The sequence below is a fragment of the Mesorhizobium sp. M4B.F.Ca.ET.143.01.1.1 genome (genome assembly GCF_004792275.1).
GTDB classification, from domain to species: Bacteria; Pseudomonadota; Alphaproteobacteria; order Rhizobiales; family Rhizobiaceae; genus Mesorhizobium; species Mesorhizobium abyssinicae.
In genome coordinates, this window is record NZ_SRSR01000008.1 from 1 (window position 1) to 15204 (window position 15204).

At 63.8% G+C, this 15204-nt stretch carries 14 protein-coding genes and 1 riboswitch; of the genes, 10 read left to right on the forward strand and 4 right to left on the reverse strand.

All coding sequences use genetic code 11. The features are described from left to right. The first annotated feature begins 246 nt into the window (after positions 1-246). From EN786_RS20385 to EN786_RS20405, 4 genes are all read left to right on the forward strand, one after another. A complete protein-coding gene (locus EN786_RS20385) occupies positions 247-813 on the forward strand; it encodes a sigma-70 family RNA polymerase sigma factor (protein WP_127310071.1) in 567 nt (188 codons plus the stop codon). After that, positions 810-1478 carry an anti-sigma factor gene (locus EN786_RS20390; protein ID WP_127310072.1) on the forward strand — a complete coding sequence of 223 codons (669 nt, stop codon included), beginning with the start codon at positions 810-812 and terminating at the stop codon, positions 1476-1478. Before EN786_RS20385 ends, EN786_RS20390 begins: the two co-directional genes overlap by 4 nt. Further along, on the forward strand, positions 1468-2916 hold the full coding sequence (locus EN786_RS20395; RefSeq protein ID WP_127283618.1) for a S8 family serine peptidase: 1449 nt from the start codon (positions 1468-1470) through the stop codon (positions 2914-2916). Before EN786_RS20390 ends, EN786_RS20395 begins: the two co-directional genes overlap by 11 nt. Positions 2917-3332: 416 nt before the next feature. After that, positions 3333-4163 carry an alpha/beta hydrolase gene (locus EN786_RS20405; RefSeq protein WP_127310073.1) on the forward strand — a complete coding sequence of 277 codons (831 nt, stop codon included), beginning with the start codon at positions 3333-3335 and terminating at the stop codon, positions 4161-4163. Positions 4164-4184: 21 nt separating this feature from the next. On the opposite strand, the gene EN786_RS20410 is transcribed toward EN786_RS20405, so the two are convergent. Beyond that, positions 4185-5207 carry a substrate-binding domain-containing protein gene (locus EN786_RS20410; RefSeq protein ID WP_127283621.1) on the reverse strand — a complete coding sequence of 341 codons (1023 nt, stop codon included), beginning with the start codon at positions 5205-5207 and terminating at the stop codon, positions 4185-4187. A gap of 360 nt (positions 5208-5567) precedes the next feature. On the opposite strand from EN786_RS20410, the gene EN786_RS20415 reads away from it, so the two are divergent. The 5 genes from EN786_RS20415 to ugpC all read left to right on the forward strand — a co-directional run bounded on the left by EN786_RS20415 (position 5568) and on the right by ugpC (position 12205). Next, entirely contained in the window at positions 5568-6923 is a 1356-nt protein-coding gene (locus EN786_RS20415; RefSeq protein ID WP_127283622.1) for an ABC transporter substrate-binding protein, read from the forward strand. A 297-nt stretch (positions 6924-7220) separates the two neighbouring features. Further along, a complete protein-coding gene (locus tag EN786_RS20420; RefSeq protein WP_127283623.1) occupies positions 7221-8234 on the forward strand; it encodes a sugar ABC transporter permease in 1014 nt (337 codons plus the stop codon). A 1-nt stretch (position 8235) separates the two neighbouring features. Then, positions 8236-9390 carry a carbohydrate ABC transporter permease gene (locus tag EN786_RS20425; RefSeq protein WP_127283624.1) on the forward strand — a complete coding sequence of 385 codons (1155 nt, stop codon included), beginning with the start codon at positions 8236-8238 and terminating at the stop codon, positions 9388-9390. Between the two features lie 4 nt (positions 9391-9394). Next, the gene (locus tag EN786_RS20430) at positions 9395-11059 is read left to right on the forward strand and encodes an alpha-glucosidase (RefSeq protein WP_127283625.1); all 1665 of its coding nucleotides are present in this window, start codon (positions 9395-9397) and stop codon (positions 11057-11059) included. Between the two features lie 33 nt (positions 11060-11092). After that, positions 11093-12205, forward strand: coding sequence for a sn-glycerol-3-phosphate ABC transporter ATP-binding protein UgpC (ugpC, locus tag EN786_RS20435; protein WP_127283626.1), 1113 nt, complete (start codon positions 11093-11095; stop codon positions 12203-12205). A gap of 92 nt (positions 12206-12297) precedes the next feature. On the opposite strand, the gene EN786_RS20440 is transcribed toward ugpC, so the two are convergent. The 3 genes from EN786_RS20440 to EN786_RS20450 all read right to left on the reverse strand — a co-directional run bounded on the left by EN786_RS20440 (position 12298) and on the right by EN786_RS20450 (position 13128). Next, on the reverse strand, positions 12298-12537 hold the full coding sequence (locus tag EN786_RS20440; RefSeq protein ID WP_127283627.1) for a DUF680 domain-containing protein: 240 nt from the start codon (positions 12535-12537) through the stop codon (positions 12298-12300). A 105-nt stretch (positions 12538-12642) separates the two neighbouring features. After that, positions 12643-12852 carry a DUF680 domain-containing protein gene (locus EN786_RS20445; RefSeq protein WP_127310074.1) on the reverse strand — a complete coding sequence of 70 codons (210 nt, stop codon included), beginning with the start codon at positions 12850-12852 and terminating at the stop codon, positions 12643-12645. Positions 12853-12921: 69 nt separating this feature from the next. Next, positions 12922-13128 carry a DUF680 domain-containing protein gene (locus EN786_RS20450; RefSeq protein ID WP_127310075.1) on the reverse strand — a complete coding sequence of 69 codons (207 nt, stop codon included), beginning with the start codon at positions 13126-13128 and terminating at the stop codon, positions 12922-12924. Between the two features lie 502 nt (positions 13129-13630). Further along, positions 13631-13834: riboswitch (cobalamin riboswitch) on the forward strand. A gap of 121 nt (positions 13835-13955) precedes the next feature. On the opposite strand from EN786_RS20450, the gene EN786_RS20455 reads away from it, so the two are divergent. Continuing rightward, positions 13956-15203 (forward strand): aromatic ring-hydroxylating dioxygenase subunit alpha, encoded by a 1248-nt coding sequence (locus EN786_RS20455; protein ID WP_127310076.1) that lies wholly within the window; start codon positions 13956-13958, stop codon positions 15201-15203. The last annotated feature ends 1 nt before the right edge of the window (position 15204 follow it).

Consider the following 15204-nt stretch of genomic DNA (forward strand, 5'->3'; position numbering starts at 1 on the left):
AGGCGTATGACGCTTGTCCGCTGCAGCGCCGCGCCAACCAATCCGCTTGGCGCTGCAGCGGACTCATAGGGGGAGAACTGTTACCTATGTATCCGGTCCATTCTGTTACCCATCTATCGGCTGGACAGATACTCTGGCAACGTCCCCGCTCTTCGGTTAGCCTCCCGAAAATTCCTTGGCGGAAGGATGAACCTTTTTGGACCGATCGGCGACAGAGCTACGAGGAGCCAGGCGGCTCGACCGGCCATGACGGCGGCGATGGAGACCGATCGCGCGCTTGTCGACCGGGTCGCGAAGGGCGACCGGGCTGCCGTGCGGCTCCTGTTCATGCGTCACCATGCGCGGGTCTACCGTTTCGTGGTGCGCCAGACGGGATCGGAAATGATGGCCGACGATATCGCGAACGAGGTGTTCCTCGAACTGTGGCGCCAGGCGCCCAGCTTCGAAGGGCGCTCGGAAGTCTCGACATGGCTGCTCGGCATCGCCCGCTTCAAGGCGCTGTCCTCGCTGCGCAAGAAGAAGGAGGACTGGATCGACGACGATGACGCGGCCCAGGTCCCCGACAGCGCCGACACGCCGGAAGTCGTCACCATGAAGGAAGACAAGGGCGCCGCCCTGCGGCGCTTCGTCGACGCCCTGCCGGAGGAGCATCGCACGGTGATCGACCTCGCCTATTACCACGGACAGTCGGTGACCGAGATCGGCGAGGTGCTCGGCATTCCCGTCGCCACCGTCAAGACCAGGATGTTCTACGCCCGCAAGAAACTCGGCGAGGCCCTCAAGGCTGCCGGTTACGACAGGGGGTGGCCATGAGCGCCGCTAAAAAGGTGTCGCGCCGCGACGAGATGGAAACGCTGCTGCCGTTCTACCTGAACGGCTCGCTGGAAGGCGCCGAGCTGGAAGCCGTCGAGGAATGGCTGGCGAACGATCCGGCCGCACTTGCCGCGCTCGGCGAGGCCGAGGCCGAATTCTCCGGCACCGCCGCCGCCAACGAGGCGATCCGCCCGCCGGCCGATGCGCTGAGCCGCTTCGCCCGCGCCCTCGAAGCCGAGGCCGGTCCGGCGCGTGCGCCGGCCAGCCCGTCATGGCTCACGCAGGCCCTCAATCGCTTCATGGCGGTGCCCGCCACCGTCGCCTGGGCGGCTGCGGCGGCCCTGCTGGCGCTGGTGGTGGTGCAATCCTTCGTTGAGCCCGGCGGCAAGGGCAACGATTTCGAGATCGCCGGCGCCGAGGACGAGCTGGCGAAGCTGCCGTTCGCGCTGGTCAAGTTCAAGCCGGAGGCGAAGATGGCTGATATCGCCGCCTTCCTCGATCGGAACAGGCTGAAAATCGCCGGCGGGCCGACCGCCGACGGCGTCTTCCGCATCGCCATCCCGGCCGAGACCGGAGACGATTACAAGAAGCTGCTCGGCCTTATTGCCGCCCAGCCTTTCGCCGATGCTGTGATCGAGGGAAGGAAACCGGCCAGTGGCGGCTAAACCGGTCATCGCGTTTGGGTTCCTGCTGGCGGCGATGACAATCGCCGCCATGCCCGTTTTTGCCCAGAGCGAGGACCAGCCGCCGGCCAAGACCGGGTGTCCCGACGGGACAAACGCCGCCGGCGCCGACTGCGCCAAGGATGATGGCGGCGGTACGCCTGGTGCCGGCCCTGCAGGCGCCGTCTTTCTGCCTGCCCTGATCGTCGACCTGTTCCCCAATCCTCCCGGCGGCGCGACGCCGGTGCCGACGCCCGATCCGCGTCGCGATCCGGCCAGCTCGCTGCCGCCGCCGGCCCAGCCCGCGCCGCCCGTGCAAGCGCCGGCGCTTGGCGGTCCGATCATTTCGCCGACCGACCTCATCGCCACCGAGCCGCAGCGCGCCATCGTCGGCGATTTCGTGCCGGACGAGGTGCTGGTGACGGTCGACGGCGATGCCGCCACCGTGCAGCAGATCGCCGCTTCCTTCGGGCTCGAAGTGCGCTCCGAGCGGCAGTCGCGCCTGCTCGGCACCACGCTGGCGCGCTTCGGCATTCCCGACGGCCGCCCGGTCGGCGTCGTGCTGGCGCAACTGGCCGCCGACGGCCGCACCAGGCGCCGCGAGCCCAACCATGTCTATTCGCTGCAGCAGGCGGCCGGCATCGTCAACTATGCCTTCGACCGCATCGCGCTCGATGCTGACCAGGCGAGCGGCGAGAATGTCCGCGTCGCCGTCATCGACACCGGCATCGACGACACCAACCCGGCGCTGTCGGGCGTCATCGCCGACCAGTTCGACGCCATGCCCGCCGTGGCGGTCGAAAAGCGCGACCACGGCACCTCGATCGATGGCCTGATCGCCGGCGTCGGCGCGCTCAAGGGCATGGCGCCTGGCGCGAAGATCTACCATGCCCGCGCCTTCGAGGGCGGCAAGTCGACCATGGACGTCATCCTGTCGGCGCTCGACTGGGCGGCAGAGCAGGATGTGCGCATCATCAATATGAGCTTCGTCGGCCCGAAGAACGACCTGCTCGGCATTGCCTGCCGCAATGCCCGCGCGCTGGGCATCGTCCTGGTCGCCGCCGCCGGCAACAACGGCCCGAAGGCTCCCTATGGCTACCCGGCCGCCTTCGACGGCGTCATCGCGGTGACCGCCACCGACGCCAAGGACGGGCTGATGCCGCAGGCCAATCGCGGCGCCTATGTCTTCATCTCCGCTCCCGGCGTCGAGGTGGTGGCGCCGAGCGGCGCCGGCTCGGACGTGGTGACCGGCACCTCCTTCGCCGCCGCGATCGTCAGCGGCGCCATCGCCAATTTGATCCACGCCGCGCCGGACCGCTCGGCCGACGACATCGAGAAGGCGCTCGCCGCCACCGCCAAGGATCTCGGCCCGAAAGGGCGAGACAATGATTTCGGCTATGGGCTGCTGGATACCAAGGCGGCCGAGACGGCGAAGGAATAGTCCGTCGCCAGTATGCGAATGTGAATCGAAATTCCTGAAGGTTCGATAAATGAGAAGCTCTCAAATGGAGATATACTTCTGGTCATCGGTTTTATATTACATCGTGTTCGGAGTCGCATCTATAGCTATTATTATTTCGACCGACGCACTTGGTATTTCATGGACCCTCATCGCAGTAGTTGGATACATTACTCTAATTTATACTCTCAACATATGGCGACGGAGGAGGCATCCGAGAAGCGTCTATCAGATTAAGTTGGCGCAACGGCGATCGGACGACTAGTTGCGGCCGTCCGCGGTAGGTTCAACTCTATTGCTCTGGGCCTTCTACCCCGGCGCCCCGGACACAGAACCCCGCACCACCAGATCCACCGGCCAGACCTCGCCGCGGTGTCCGGAGTGCTTGGAGAATCTCGATGTCGTGGAAACTGGATGAAACCGCGCAAACGTCTGCGGGCGCTGTGGCGGCGGGTCGGGCTGGCAACGGGCCATCGCTCGTGCTTGCCCATGGCTGGCCGTGGTCCTCGTTCTCATGGCACCGGATCATTCCGGCCCTGGCGCGGCGATACCATGTCCATTGGTACGACATGCCCGGATACGGGCGATCCGACAAAGCCGCGGACCAGCGCACCTCGCTCGATGTGCAAGGCAAGGTCTTTGCAGAGATGCTTGCCCATTGGCGCCTCCAGCGGCCCATGGTTGTTGCCCACGACATGGGAGGCGCGACGACGTTGCGGGCGCATCTGCTGCACGGCTGTGATTTCGACCGCTACGTTTTGATGAATGTCGTCGCCATGCGCCCCTGGGGATCGGAGTTCTTCGACCATGTCGGCCGTCACGTGGATGCCTTCCTGGGCTTGCCGGCGCACATCCATGAAGCCGTCGTGGCGGCTTACGTCAAGGGAGCGATCGTCAATGAGATCGATCCTGGAGATTTCGACAAGCTTGTGGAGCCGTGGCTGTCCGAGGAGGGAAGGGTGAGCTTCTATCGGCAATTCGCGCAAGCCGATGAAAGATACACCGCCGAGGTCGAGCCGATGTTCAAAGATATACGCTGTCCGGTAGAGATCATCTGGGGCGAGGACGATCCATGGATTCCGCTGGAGCGAGGCAAAGCGCTTCACGCACTCATCCAGCAGGCATCGTTCGAAACACTGCCCGGCGTCGGCCATCTTCCTCAGCTCGAAGCGCCGGATCTGGTGCTGGGGCGGCTGAACAGGTTCTTGTCACGCGAACCCGAAGGCTGATCCGCATGGTTGAGTTTGATCCTACGTAGGCGCCCCGGCCACCGACCCCCGCACCACCAGATCGACCGGCCAGACCTCGCCGCGGGCGCCCTCTTCCAGTCCCGATATGCGCGCAGCCAGGCGTTCGGCGACGCGGGCGCCGGCGAGGCGGATCGACGAGCGCGTCGTCGACAGCGGCACCGGGAAATTCTCCGGCTTCAGCCAGGGAAAGACGTCGTCATGCGCGATCAGGGAGAGGTCGCCCGGAATGGTCAGGCCAAGGTCGCGCACCGCGCGCACCACGCCGAGCGACATGATCAGGCTGGAGCAGGCGATCGCCGTCGGCGGCTCGCTCTGCTCGAGCAGGCGCCTGGCGGCGCGGTAGCCGTTCTCCTCGGTCATGGTGAGCGAACAGATATGGCGCTCGCCAAGCACGAGGCCAGTCGTGGCGAGTGCGCGGCGCATGCCGCGCTCGCGATGGATGGCGAAAGTCTCGCGGTCGTCGCCGTTGATCAGCGCCAGCCGCCTGTGGCCGAGCTGGATCAGCAGCCGCGCCGCCTCGTGGAAGGCGCCCTCGTTATCGATGTCGAGGAAGGCATAGTCGAAGTCGAAGCCCTCGCTGCGGCCATGGACGATGAAGGGAATGCCGAGTGTGTTGAGCAGCGCCACCCGCCGGTCAGCCGGCCGCGGCGAGGAGATGTAGACCGCGTCGACCTGCCGGTTGGCGACGATGCGCCGGTAGGTGGTCTCCTGGTCGTCGGCGTCCGCCGGCGACAGCACCAGGTCGAGCTCGTGCGAGCGGGCATAGTCGCCGAGGCCGGACAGGAACTCGACGAAGTGCGGATCGATGTCGACGGCGGCGCCGGTCGGCAGCACATAGCCGATCATCCCGGTCTTGCCGGTCGCCAGCCGGCGCGCGCTCGGGTTGGGGCGGTAGCCATGGCGCTTGGCCGCGTCCATCACCCGCCGCCGCGTTTCCTCGTTGACCTCGGGGTAGCCGTTCAGCGCCCGGCTCACCGTGGTCTGCGAAAGCGCCAGCATGTGAGCGAGCTGTTTAAGGTTCACCGGAGGCCTCCAAGCCTCAAAGCGCTTTTAATTTGAGTCAAAACGACAACCAACGCTGGTGACGTCGAACGGGTCGACCATAAGCATCGTTCAGATGGGTTTGAAGCAAAATTTGCTGCTGCAGCGCCAAAAAAACGTGCTGCAGCGCACTTTCTACGCACCTATTTGCAGAAATTAAATCGAAGCCTTCTGCCCCTCTTGACTCCCGCTCGATTCAATGGCGAGATCAAAACGACCAAAGCGCTTTGGAAGACTCTTCGAAAGGTTGCGGTTCCTTTCTGACTGAGTCACAGTCCTGCGGCGTCGGCGGACGGAATGGAGGTTCCGTCCGATTGTTTGTGACCACTGGGAGGAATACCGATGAAGAAGATGCTTCTGCTGGGCGCCGCGTTCGCTACGCTCGCCTTGAGCCTGCCGGCGCAAGCCGAACTGAAGTTCAAGCCGGGCGAGGACCCGCGCTTCAACTGGCAGAACTACGAGGATCTCAAGAAGGTCGACCTCAAGGGCGAGACGCTGACCATCTTCGGGCCATGGCGCGGCGAGGACGAAGGCCTTGTGCGCACCGTTCTCGAATACTTCCAGGAAGCGACCGGCGTCGAGATCAAGTACTCCTCGTCGGAGAATTACGAACAGCAAATCGTCATCGACACCCAGGCCGGCAGCCCGCCCAACATCGCCGTGCTGCCGCAGCCGGGCCTGATTCAGGACCTGGCTTCCAAGGGCCTTTTGACGCCGCTTGGCGACGACACCGCCAAATGGGTCAAGGACAATTACGGCGCCGGCCAGTCCTGGGTCGACCTCGGCACCTTCAAGGACAAGGACGGCAAGCCGGGCTTCTTCGCCTTCCCGTACAAGGCGGATGTGAAGTCGCTGGTCTGGTACTCGCCGGATAATTTCGAGGAAGCCGGCTACAAGGTCCCGAAGACGCAGGAAGAATTGGCCGAGCTCGAAAAGAAGATCATCGCCGACGGCGGCAAGCCGTGGTGCATCGGTCTCGGCTCCGGCGGCGCCACCGGCTGGCCGGCGACCGACTGGGTCGAGGACATCATGCTGCGCACGCAGACCCCCGATGTCTACGACAAGTGGGTGAAGAACGAGATCCCGTTCAACGATCCGGCCGTGGTCAACGCCATCGACATCTTCGGCAAGATCGCGACCGACGACAAGATGGTCGACGGCGGCGCCAAGGCGGTTGCCGCGACCGACTTCCGCGACAGCCCGAAGGGCCTCTTCGCAGTGCCGCCGAAGTGCTACCTGCACCATCAGGCCTCGTTCATCCCGACCTTCTTCCCGGAGGGCACGAAGCTCGGCCAGGATGCCGACTTCTTCTACTTCCCGCCCTATGCCTCGAAGCCCGACCTTGGCACCCCGGTGCTCGGCGCCGGCACGCTGGCCATGATCACCAAGGATTCGAAAGCGGCCCGCGCCTTCATCGAATTCCTGAAGATGCCGCTGGCGCATGAGATCTGGATGGCCCAGGGCGGTTTCGTGACGCCATTCAAGGCGGTCAACAAGGACGCCTATGCCAGCGACGCGCTGAAGAAGCAGGGCGAGATCCTCGCCAACGCCTCGACCTTCCGCTTCGACGGTTCCGACCTGATGCCGGGCAAGATCGGCGCCGGCTCCTTCTGGACCGGCATGATCGACCTCGTCGGCGGCAAGTCCGCCCAGGATGTCGCCACCGACATCCAGAAGAGCTGGGACGCAATCAAGTAGGCGATCGTTCCCGCGGCCGGAAGCTCTTGCTTCCTCCTCCCAAGCGGATCCGGGCCTTTCGCGCCCGGATCCGGCTGGCCCATCACAGCATCTCATCCCGGTAGGGCCGGGATGGACCAGGTTCCAGTCGTGAAAGCCCAGTCGTGAAAGCGTAGACATTCCGGCATGCGGCGCGGCCGGCGGAAGCGGACAGTCCGCTTTCATGTCCCGTTCGCGCTCCAACAACGAGAACAGCGCACGAACTGATCGCCAGGGTCGTTTCAGGCCTGGCCGATCCTGCGCAGGGGAGAGGGACCCATGGCGGCTCAGATTTTCTCGGCCATATTCGTCATCATCGTCGGCGTCGGCGGCTGCGTCGCCTATTTCTGGGGTGCCAACAAGGCGCTCGACACCATCTTCCCCTCGCGCGGCGTCAGCGGCTCAGCCGCCGTCGACAATCTGCGCCGGCAGGGCCTGATCCGTCCCTGGCTGTTCGTCGGCCCGGCCATGATCATCCTCACCATCTATCTGATCTATCCGGTGGTCGAGACGCTGAGGCTGTCCTTCCTCGACCGCGGCGGGGCGAGCTTCGTCGGCTTCGCCAACTACGAATGGGCGTTCGGCGACCGCGAGTTCCGCAACTCGATCCTCAACAACATCGTCTGGCTGGCGGTGGTGCCGGCGGCCTGCACGTTCCTCGGCCTGATCATAGCCGTGCTCACCGACAAGATCTGGTGGGGCACCATCGCCAAGAGCCTGATCTTCCTGCCGCTGGCGATTTCCTTCGTCGGCGCCAGCGTGATCTGGAAATTCATCTACGAATATCGCGGCGAGGGCCAGGTCCAGATCGGCCTGCTCAACGCCATCATCCAGTATTTCGGCGGCCAGCCGCAGGTCTGGATATCGCTGCCGTTCTGGAACAATTTCTTCCTGATGGTCATCCTGATCTGGATCCAGACCGGCTTTGCCATGGTGATCCTGTCGTCGGCGCTGCGCGGCATTCCCGAGGAGACGATCGAGGCCGCGGTGATCGACGGCGCCAACCCGTTCCAGATCTTCTGGAAGATCATGGTGCCGCAGATCTGGGGCACCATCGCCGTGGTCTGGACCACCATCACCATCCTGGTGCTGAAGGTCTTCGACATCGTGCTGACCATGACCAACGGCCAGTGGAACAGCCAGGTGTTGGCCAATCTGATGTTCGACTGGATGTTCCGCGGCGGCGGCGATTTCGGTCGCGGCGCAACGATCGCCATCATCATCATGATCGCGGTCATCCCGATCATGGTCTGGAACATCCGCCAGGCCAACAAAGAGACGGGAGGACACTGAAATGGCCGCCTCGACCGGAAAGTCCTTCGCCAGCCGTTTCGGCGTCCACATCGCGGTGCTGATCTTCGTCGCCATCTGGACCGTCCCGACGCTCGGCATCCTGGTCTCCTCGCTGCGCGACAAGGACCAGATCATCGCCTCCGGCTGGTGGAACTCGTTCGCCAGCTCCAGCCAGACCGGAGCCGGCCGGCTGCCAGCCGCTTCGGCGCAGGTCGAGAAGGATGGCAAGTTCGTCATCGCGGGCAACATTTTCGGCGACGGCGCCAAGCGTGATATCAGCGCCTTCGGCGTCAAGTCGGCGGCGCCCACGCAATACCCGGCCGGCTCGACCGCCGATCTCGGCGACGGCGTGACCCTGCAGGTCAATGCCGACGGCAGCTTCGTGCTTGCCTCGCCCAAGGCTTTCGAGGGCGACCGCGGCCAGCGCGTCTACTTTGCCTCGTCGGCGCCGCCGAAATTCACCACCGACAACTACAAGACGGTGCTGTTTTCGGAGGGCATCGGCCGCTCCTTCATGAACTCGCTGACCGTCACCATCCCGGCGACCGTGATCCCGATCCTGATCGCCGCCTTTGCCGCCTACGCGCTGGCCTGGATGCGCTTTCCCGGCCGGGCCCTGCTGATCGCGGTGATCATCGGCCTGCTCGTCGTGCCGCTGCAGATGTCGCTGATCCCGTTGCTCAAGCTCTACAACGGCGTCGGTTCGTTCTTCGGCGTGCCGTCGAAGACCTATCTCGGTATCTGGCTTGCGCATACCGGCTTCGGTCTGCCCTTCGCCATCTATCTGCTGAGGAGCTACATTGCCGGGCTGCCGCGCGAGATCATGGAATCGGCGCGCATCGACGGCGCCAGCGATTTCGAGATCTTTGTCAAGATCGTGCTGCCGCTGTCCTTCCCGGTGCTCGCCTCCTTCGCCATCTTCCAATTCCTGTGGGTATGGAACGATCTGTTGGTGGCGATGGTTTTCCTCGGTACAGAGGCCGACCAGATCGTGCTGACCGCCAAGCTGAACGCGCTGCTCGGCTCGCGCGGCGGCGACTGGGAGATCCTCACGACATCGGCGTTCGTGACCATCATCGTGCCGCTGATCGTGTTCTTCTCGCTGCAGCGCTATTTCGTACGCGGGCTGCTTGCCGGCTCGGTGAAAGGAGGTTGAGATAATGCAATCGGCTTTGAAGGCGACGTCGAGGCCCGACCCCGCCGTCGATCGCGACTGGTGGCGGGGCGCGGTGATCTACCAGATCTATCCACGCTCCTATCAGGACTCCAACGATGACGGCATAGGCGACCTCAAGGGCATTGTCCGCAGGCTGCCCTACATCGCCTCGCTCGGCGTCGACGCCATCTGGATCTCGCCCTTCTTCAAGTCGCCGATGAAGGACTTCGGCTACGATGTATCGGACTATTGCGACGTCGACCCGATGTTCGGCACGCTCGCCGATTTCGATGCGCTGGTGGCGGAAGCGCATCGGCTTGGCCTCAAGGTGATGATCGACGAGGTGCTGTCGCATACCGCCGACATCCATCCCTGGTTCAAGGAAAGCCGTTCGAGTCGCAGCAATCCGAAGGCCGACTGGTATGTGTGGGCCGACGCCCGGCCGGACGGCACGCCTCCCAACAACTGGCTGTCGATCTTCGGCGGCTCGGCCTGGCAATGGGACACCAGCCGCCAGCAATACTACCTGCACAATTTCCTCGCCGAGCAGCCCGACCTCAACTTCCACAACGCGGAGGTCCAGGACGCGCTGCTCGACGTCACCCGTTTCTGGCTGGAGCGCGGTGTCGACGGCTTCCGCCTCGACACGATCAATTTCTATTTCCACAGCCAGGGGCTGGAGAACAATCCGCCGCTGCCGCCCGAGGAGCGCAACGACCAGACGGCTCCGGCCGTCAACCCCTACAACTACCAGGACCATATCTACGACAAGAGCCGGCCGGAGAACCTCGGCTTCCTCGAACGCTTCCGCGCCCTGCTCGACGAATATCCGGCGCAGGCAGCGGTCGGCGAAGTCGGCGATTCGCAGCGCGGCCTGGAAGTGGTGGCCGCCTACACCGCCGGCGGCAAGCGCGTCCACATGTGCTATTCCTTCGACTTCCTGGCGCCCGAGAAGATCAGCGCCGCCAAGGTGCGCACGGTGCTGGAAGCCTTCGGCAAGGTCGCCAGCGACGGCTGGTCGTGCTGGGCCTTCTCCAATCACGACGTGATGCGGCCGGCCTCGCGCTGGGCCGCCAGCGAGGCCGATCCGACCGCCTATCTCAAGGTGATCTCGGCGCTGCTGATGTCGCTGCGCGGCTCGGTCTGCCTCTATCAGGGCGAGGAGCTCGGCCTCGGCGAGGCGGATCTCAGCTTCGAGGACCTGCAGGACCCCTACGGCATCCGCTTCTGGCCCGAATTCAAGGGGCGCGACGGCTGCCGCACGCCGATGGTGTGGGATGCCGCCGCCAAGAATGGCGGCTTCTCGGCGGCCAAGCCGTGGCTGCCGGTGCCCGGCAAGCATCTTTTGCAGGCGGTGAACGTGCAACAGGGCGATGCAAGCTCGCTGCTCGAGCACTACCGGCGCTTCCTCGCCTTCCGCCGCCAGCATCCGGCGCTGGCCAAGGGCGACATCGACTTCATCGAAAGCGCGGGCGACACCGTCGCCTTCACCCGCCGCGAGGGCAATGAGCGTGTCGCCTGCGTCTTCAACCTGGGCAGCAAGCCGGCCGAGGTCGATCTCGGCGGCGGCTCGCTGCAGCCCTTGCCCGGGCACGGCTTTTCGGGCCAAGCTGGCGCCGGCTCCATCCGCCTTGGCGGCTACGGCGCCTGGTTCGGGCGCATCGACTGAGTTTTTGAAACGGACGTCACTGGGAGGACAATCATGGCCGATGTCACGCTGAGGCAAGTCAAGAAGTCGTACGGCAATCTCAACATCCTGCACGGCATCGACCTCGACATTAAGTCGGGCGAGTTCATCGTCTTCGTCGGCCCGTCCGGCTGCGGCAAGTCGACCTTGCTGAGGTCCATCGCCGGGCTGGAGGAGATCACCTCGGGCGAACTCAAGATCGCCGGCGACGTCGTGAACGACGTGCCGCCGTCGAAGCGCGGCATCGCCATGGTGTTCCAGTCCTACGCGCTCTATCCGCACATGACCGTCTACGACAACATGGCCTTCTCGATGAAGATCGGCAAGGAAAGCAAGGCCGAGATCGACAAGCGGGTGCGGCAGGCGGCCGAGATCCTGCAATTGACCAAATATCTCGACCGGCTGCCCAAGGCGATGTCGGGCGGCCAGCGCCAGCGCGTCGCCATCGGCCGCGCCATCGTGCGCAACCCGAAGGTGTTCCTGTTCGACGAGCCGCTGTCCAACCTCGACGCGGCACTTCGCGTCGCCACCCGCATCGAGATCGCCAAGCTCAAGGAATCGATGCCGAACACGACGATGATCTATGTCACCCACGACCAGGTCGAGGCGATGACGCTGGCCGATCGCATCGTGGTGCTGAAGGAAGGCCGCATCGAGCAGGTCGGCACGCCGATGGAGCTCTACAAGCGGCCCGGCAATCTGTTCGTTGCCCAGTTCATCGGCTCGCCGGCCATGAACATCCTGCCGGCCAAGATCGAAAAGGCCGGCGACCCGACCGTCATCAGCCATGTCGGCGGCCGCAAGGCGACGGTGCCGATCGCCACACCCGCCGCGGCGAATGGTGCGGCGGTGAGTTTCGGCGTGCGGCCGGAAGACCTGGCGATCGCCACCGGCACCGAGTATCTGTTCGAGGGAACGGTGGATTATGTCGAGCAGCTCGGCGAGGTCCAGCTCGTCTATGTCGACATCGGCCGCGCCGACCTGCCGCTGGTGACGAAACTGCCGGGCAATGTCGAGGTCAAGCGCGGCGCTGTGCTGCGGCTCAACGCCGATCCCGGCGACCTGCACATCTTCGATGCCGACGGCCACTCCTTCACGCTGCATATGGCGGAAGCCAAGGCGGCCTGACCTTCACGTGAGACAAAAAAGAGCGGCGGGCTGTGCCCGCCGCTCTTGGCATTATGGCCCGATCCATATCCCGATCCGGGATGGACCGGCTGTTAGCGGCCAAACAGGTTGCGGTCGCTGCCCTGAGGCGCGGACTTCTCTACGTCGCCCGACGAGTTCAGCAGCTTGTAGACCGGCGAGCTGGTGTCGCGCGTCGACGACGTCTGCGTGGTGTCGACGTTGGCGGCCGGCCGCTGACTGTTGATGTCGGTCCCGCCGACATTGTCGTTGCGGGCATAGGCGCTACCGGCGGCGATCAAAAGTGCGGCGGCAGTAAGAGCAATCTTCTTCATTTTGGGTACTCCTGGATTTGCGTCGGAGCGGCGGGCCAGCCGCCGCGTCCGGCTTCCGTTTGGCCACGACCCGAACCGGAGGTCCGGGATCGCGGTCCGGTCGGTTTAGTTGTTGCCGAAGAGGTTACGGTCGCTGCCCTGGTTGGCGGGCTGCTCGGCGGCCGGTTCCGACTTCTTGATCGATGCCGTGTACGAGCTGTCGACGGCAGCAGCGGGCTGATTGGCACCGTTGGAACCGTAATTGTCGCTGCCGGATGCGAAAGCGCCGCCCGAGATGGCCAGAAGGGCCGCTGTGGCAAGGATGATCTTCTTCATTTCAGTGCTCCTGAATTTCTGACGATCCCGAGCGGCGGGCTCTTGCCCACCGCGGTCAGGGATCGTGTGTTAGTTGTTGCCGAACAGGTTGCGGTCCGAGCCGTGCGCCGGTGTCTGAGCGGCCGGTTCCGACTTCTCGATCGAAGCCGTGTACGAGCTGTCGACGGCAGCGGCGGGCTGATTGGCACCGTTGGAACCGTAATTGTCGCTGCCACCAGCAAAGGCGCTGCCGGAAATGGCCAGAAGGGCGGCGGCAGTAAGAGCAATCTTTTTCATTTTTGGTACTCCAGTATATTTTTTCCGTCCGTCTAGCGGCGTGTCTTGGGAGGAAATCGCGTCGTTCGGACAGCCCCGATGTGGGAGAGCCATCGGCCGCTTTCCAATCACGAAGTTTTTCCGTCTGGCCTATGAATCTGCACCTTGAAATTGTACCAAGGCCATCTACACGCAATGAATTACGAAGCAATATCAAGTGGTTGTTTGAATCGCCCATCGGGCCAAGTGACGATTCCGAAGATCTGCGTTCACACCGTCCTGCACGCATTGTCAACAGAAACGAACCGTTCGGTTCGATTTTAGGATCTCCTAATAGTCACTTTTCTATACTGTTAACCAATTCAGAACCGCCCAGGGAACACGGTTTTCTCCGCCTCGATTCGCATGCCGGCAGCGTGTGACATCGGTCGCCTTGCAGGGCCAATATCAAGCATCATGGGTCGTGTCGCGCCGCATGGATGCGATGTCGTTTTCATGCCGATGGCGCGGCGGCTGTCGTGATTAAGATCAGATTATCTCAGGTGCTGCCCCGTGACGACGGGACGGAGAATTGGGAAGCCGGTCAGAACCCGGCGCTGCCCCCGCAACGGTGGTGGAGTTCAAAGTCGCGACGGGAGACCACTGGGCCATCGGCCTGGGAAGGTGCCGCGACCGCCCGTCAGGGCACTCCAGAGCCCGGAAACCAGCCAGGGATACTTGAACTCGGCTGATCGCGGTGGGCGGTCAAGAGGCGGATGGTGCGTGCCCGGCCATGCCGGCGGCGGTCGTTCTTCTCAATCACCACCAGTTCAGTCCTTGAAGCGGTGCGACAAACGCGAGGACAGGACATGGATGCGCGCAACGACATGCTGAGGCTGCTGCACGGCCGCAGGCCGGGCTTTTCGCTGGAACAGCCCTTCTATACCGACCCGGACTATTTCAAGCTCGACATGGAGCTGATCTGGTACCGCGACTGGCTGTTCATCGGCCACGATTGCGAATTGCCGAAGCCGGGCAGCTACATCACCGCGCAGGTCGGCGACTATCCGGTGGTTCTGGTTCGCGACCAGCAAGGCAGGGTCAATGCCTTCCATAACTCCTGCCGCCATCGCGGCAGCCGCGTCTGCAACGCCGAGAAGGGCACCGCGGCGAAGCTCGTCTGCCCCTATCATCAATGGACCTACGAGCTCGACGGCAGGCTGCTGTTCGCCCGCCAGATGGCGGATGGTTTCGACAAGAGCCAGTTCGGCCTGAAGCCGGTCGCCTGCGAGAGCGTCGGCGGCTACATCTTCATCTGCCTGGCGAAAGAGCCAGCCGATTTCGCGCCGATGCGCGCCATGATCGAACCCTATCTCCTGCCGCATCGATTGACTGAGGCGAAGGTCGCTTTCGAATCGACCATCGTCGAGAAGGGCAACTGGAAGCTGGTCTGGGAAAACAACCGCGAGTGCTATCACTGCGCCGGCAACCATCCCGAACTCTGCAAGACCTTCCCCGAGGCGCCGACGGTGACCGGCGTGCATGGTGCCGAAAGCGATCCCGAGATGCAGGCGCATTGGGCGAAATGCGAGGCGGCGGGCCTGCCGAGCAAGTTCCGCATCGACCCGGCCGGACAGTATCGCGCCACCCGCGCGCCGCTCTTGCGCGACGCCGTCAGCTACACGATGAGCGGCAAGCGCGCGGTGACGAAGAACCTTTCCACGAGCGTCTCGGCGGACCGCATCGGCACGCTGATGCACTATCACTATCCGACCACCTGGAACCATATCCTGATCGACCATGCCGTCACCTTCCGGGTGCTGCCGATCAGCGCCACCGAAACCGCGGTGACGACGAAATGGCTGGTCCACAAGGATGCGGTGGAAGGCGTCGATTACGATCTTGCCGAACTCACCCATGTCTGGACCGAGACCAACGACCAGGATCGCCGCATCGTCGAGGAAAATGCTTTCGGCATCCTGTCGCCGGCCTATGAGCCCGGCCCCTATTCGGAGCAGCATGAGGGCGGCGTCATCCAGTTCGTCGAATGGTACGCCTCCTTCATCGGGCCGCGCCTTGCCGAAGGCGGCCGGCCGGCGCTGCGCAGCGTTGCTTGAG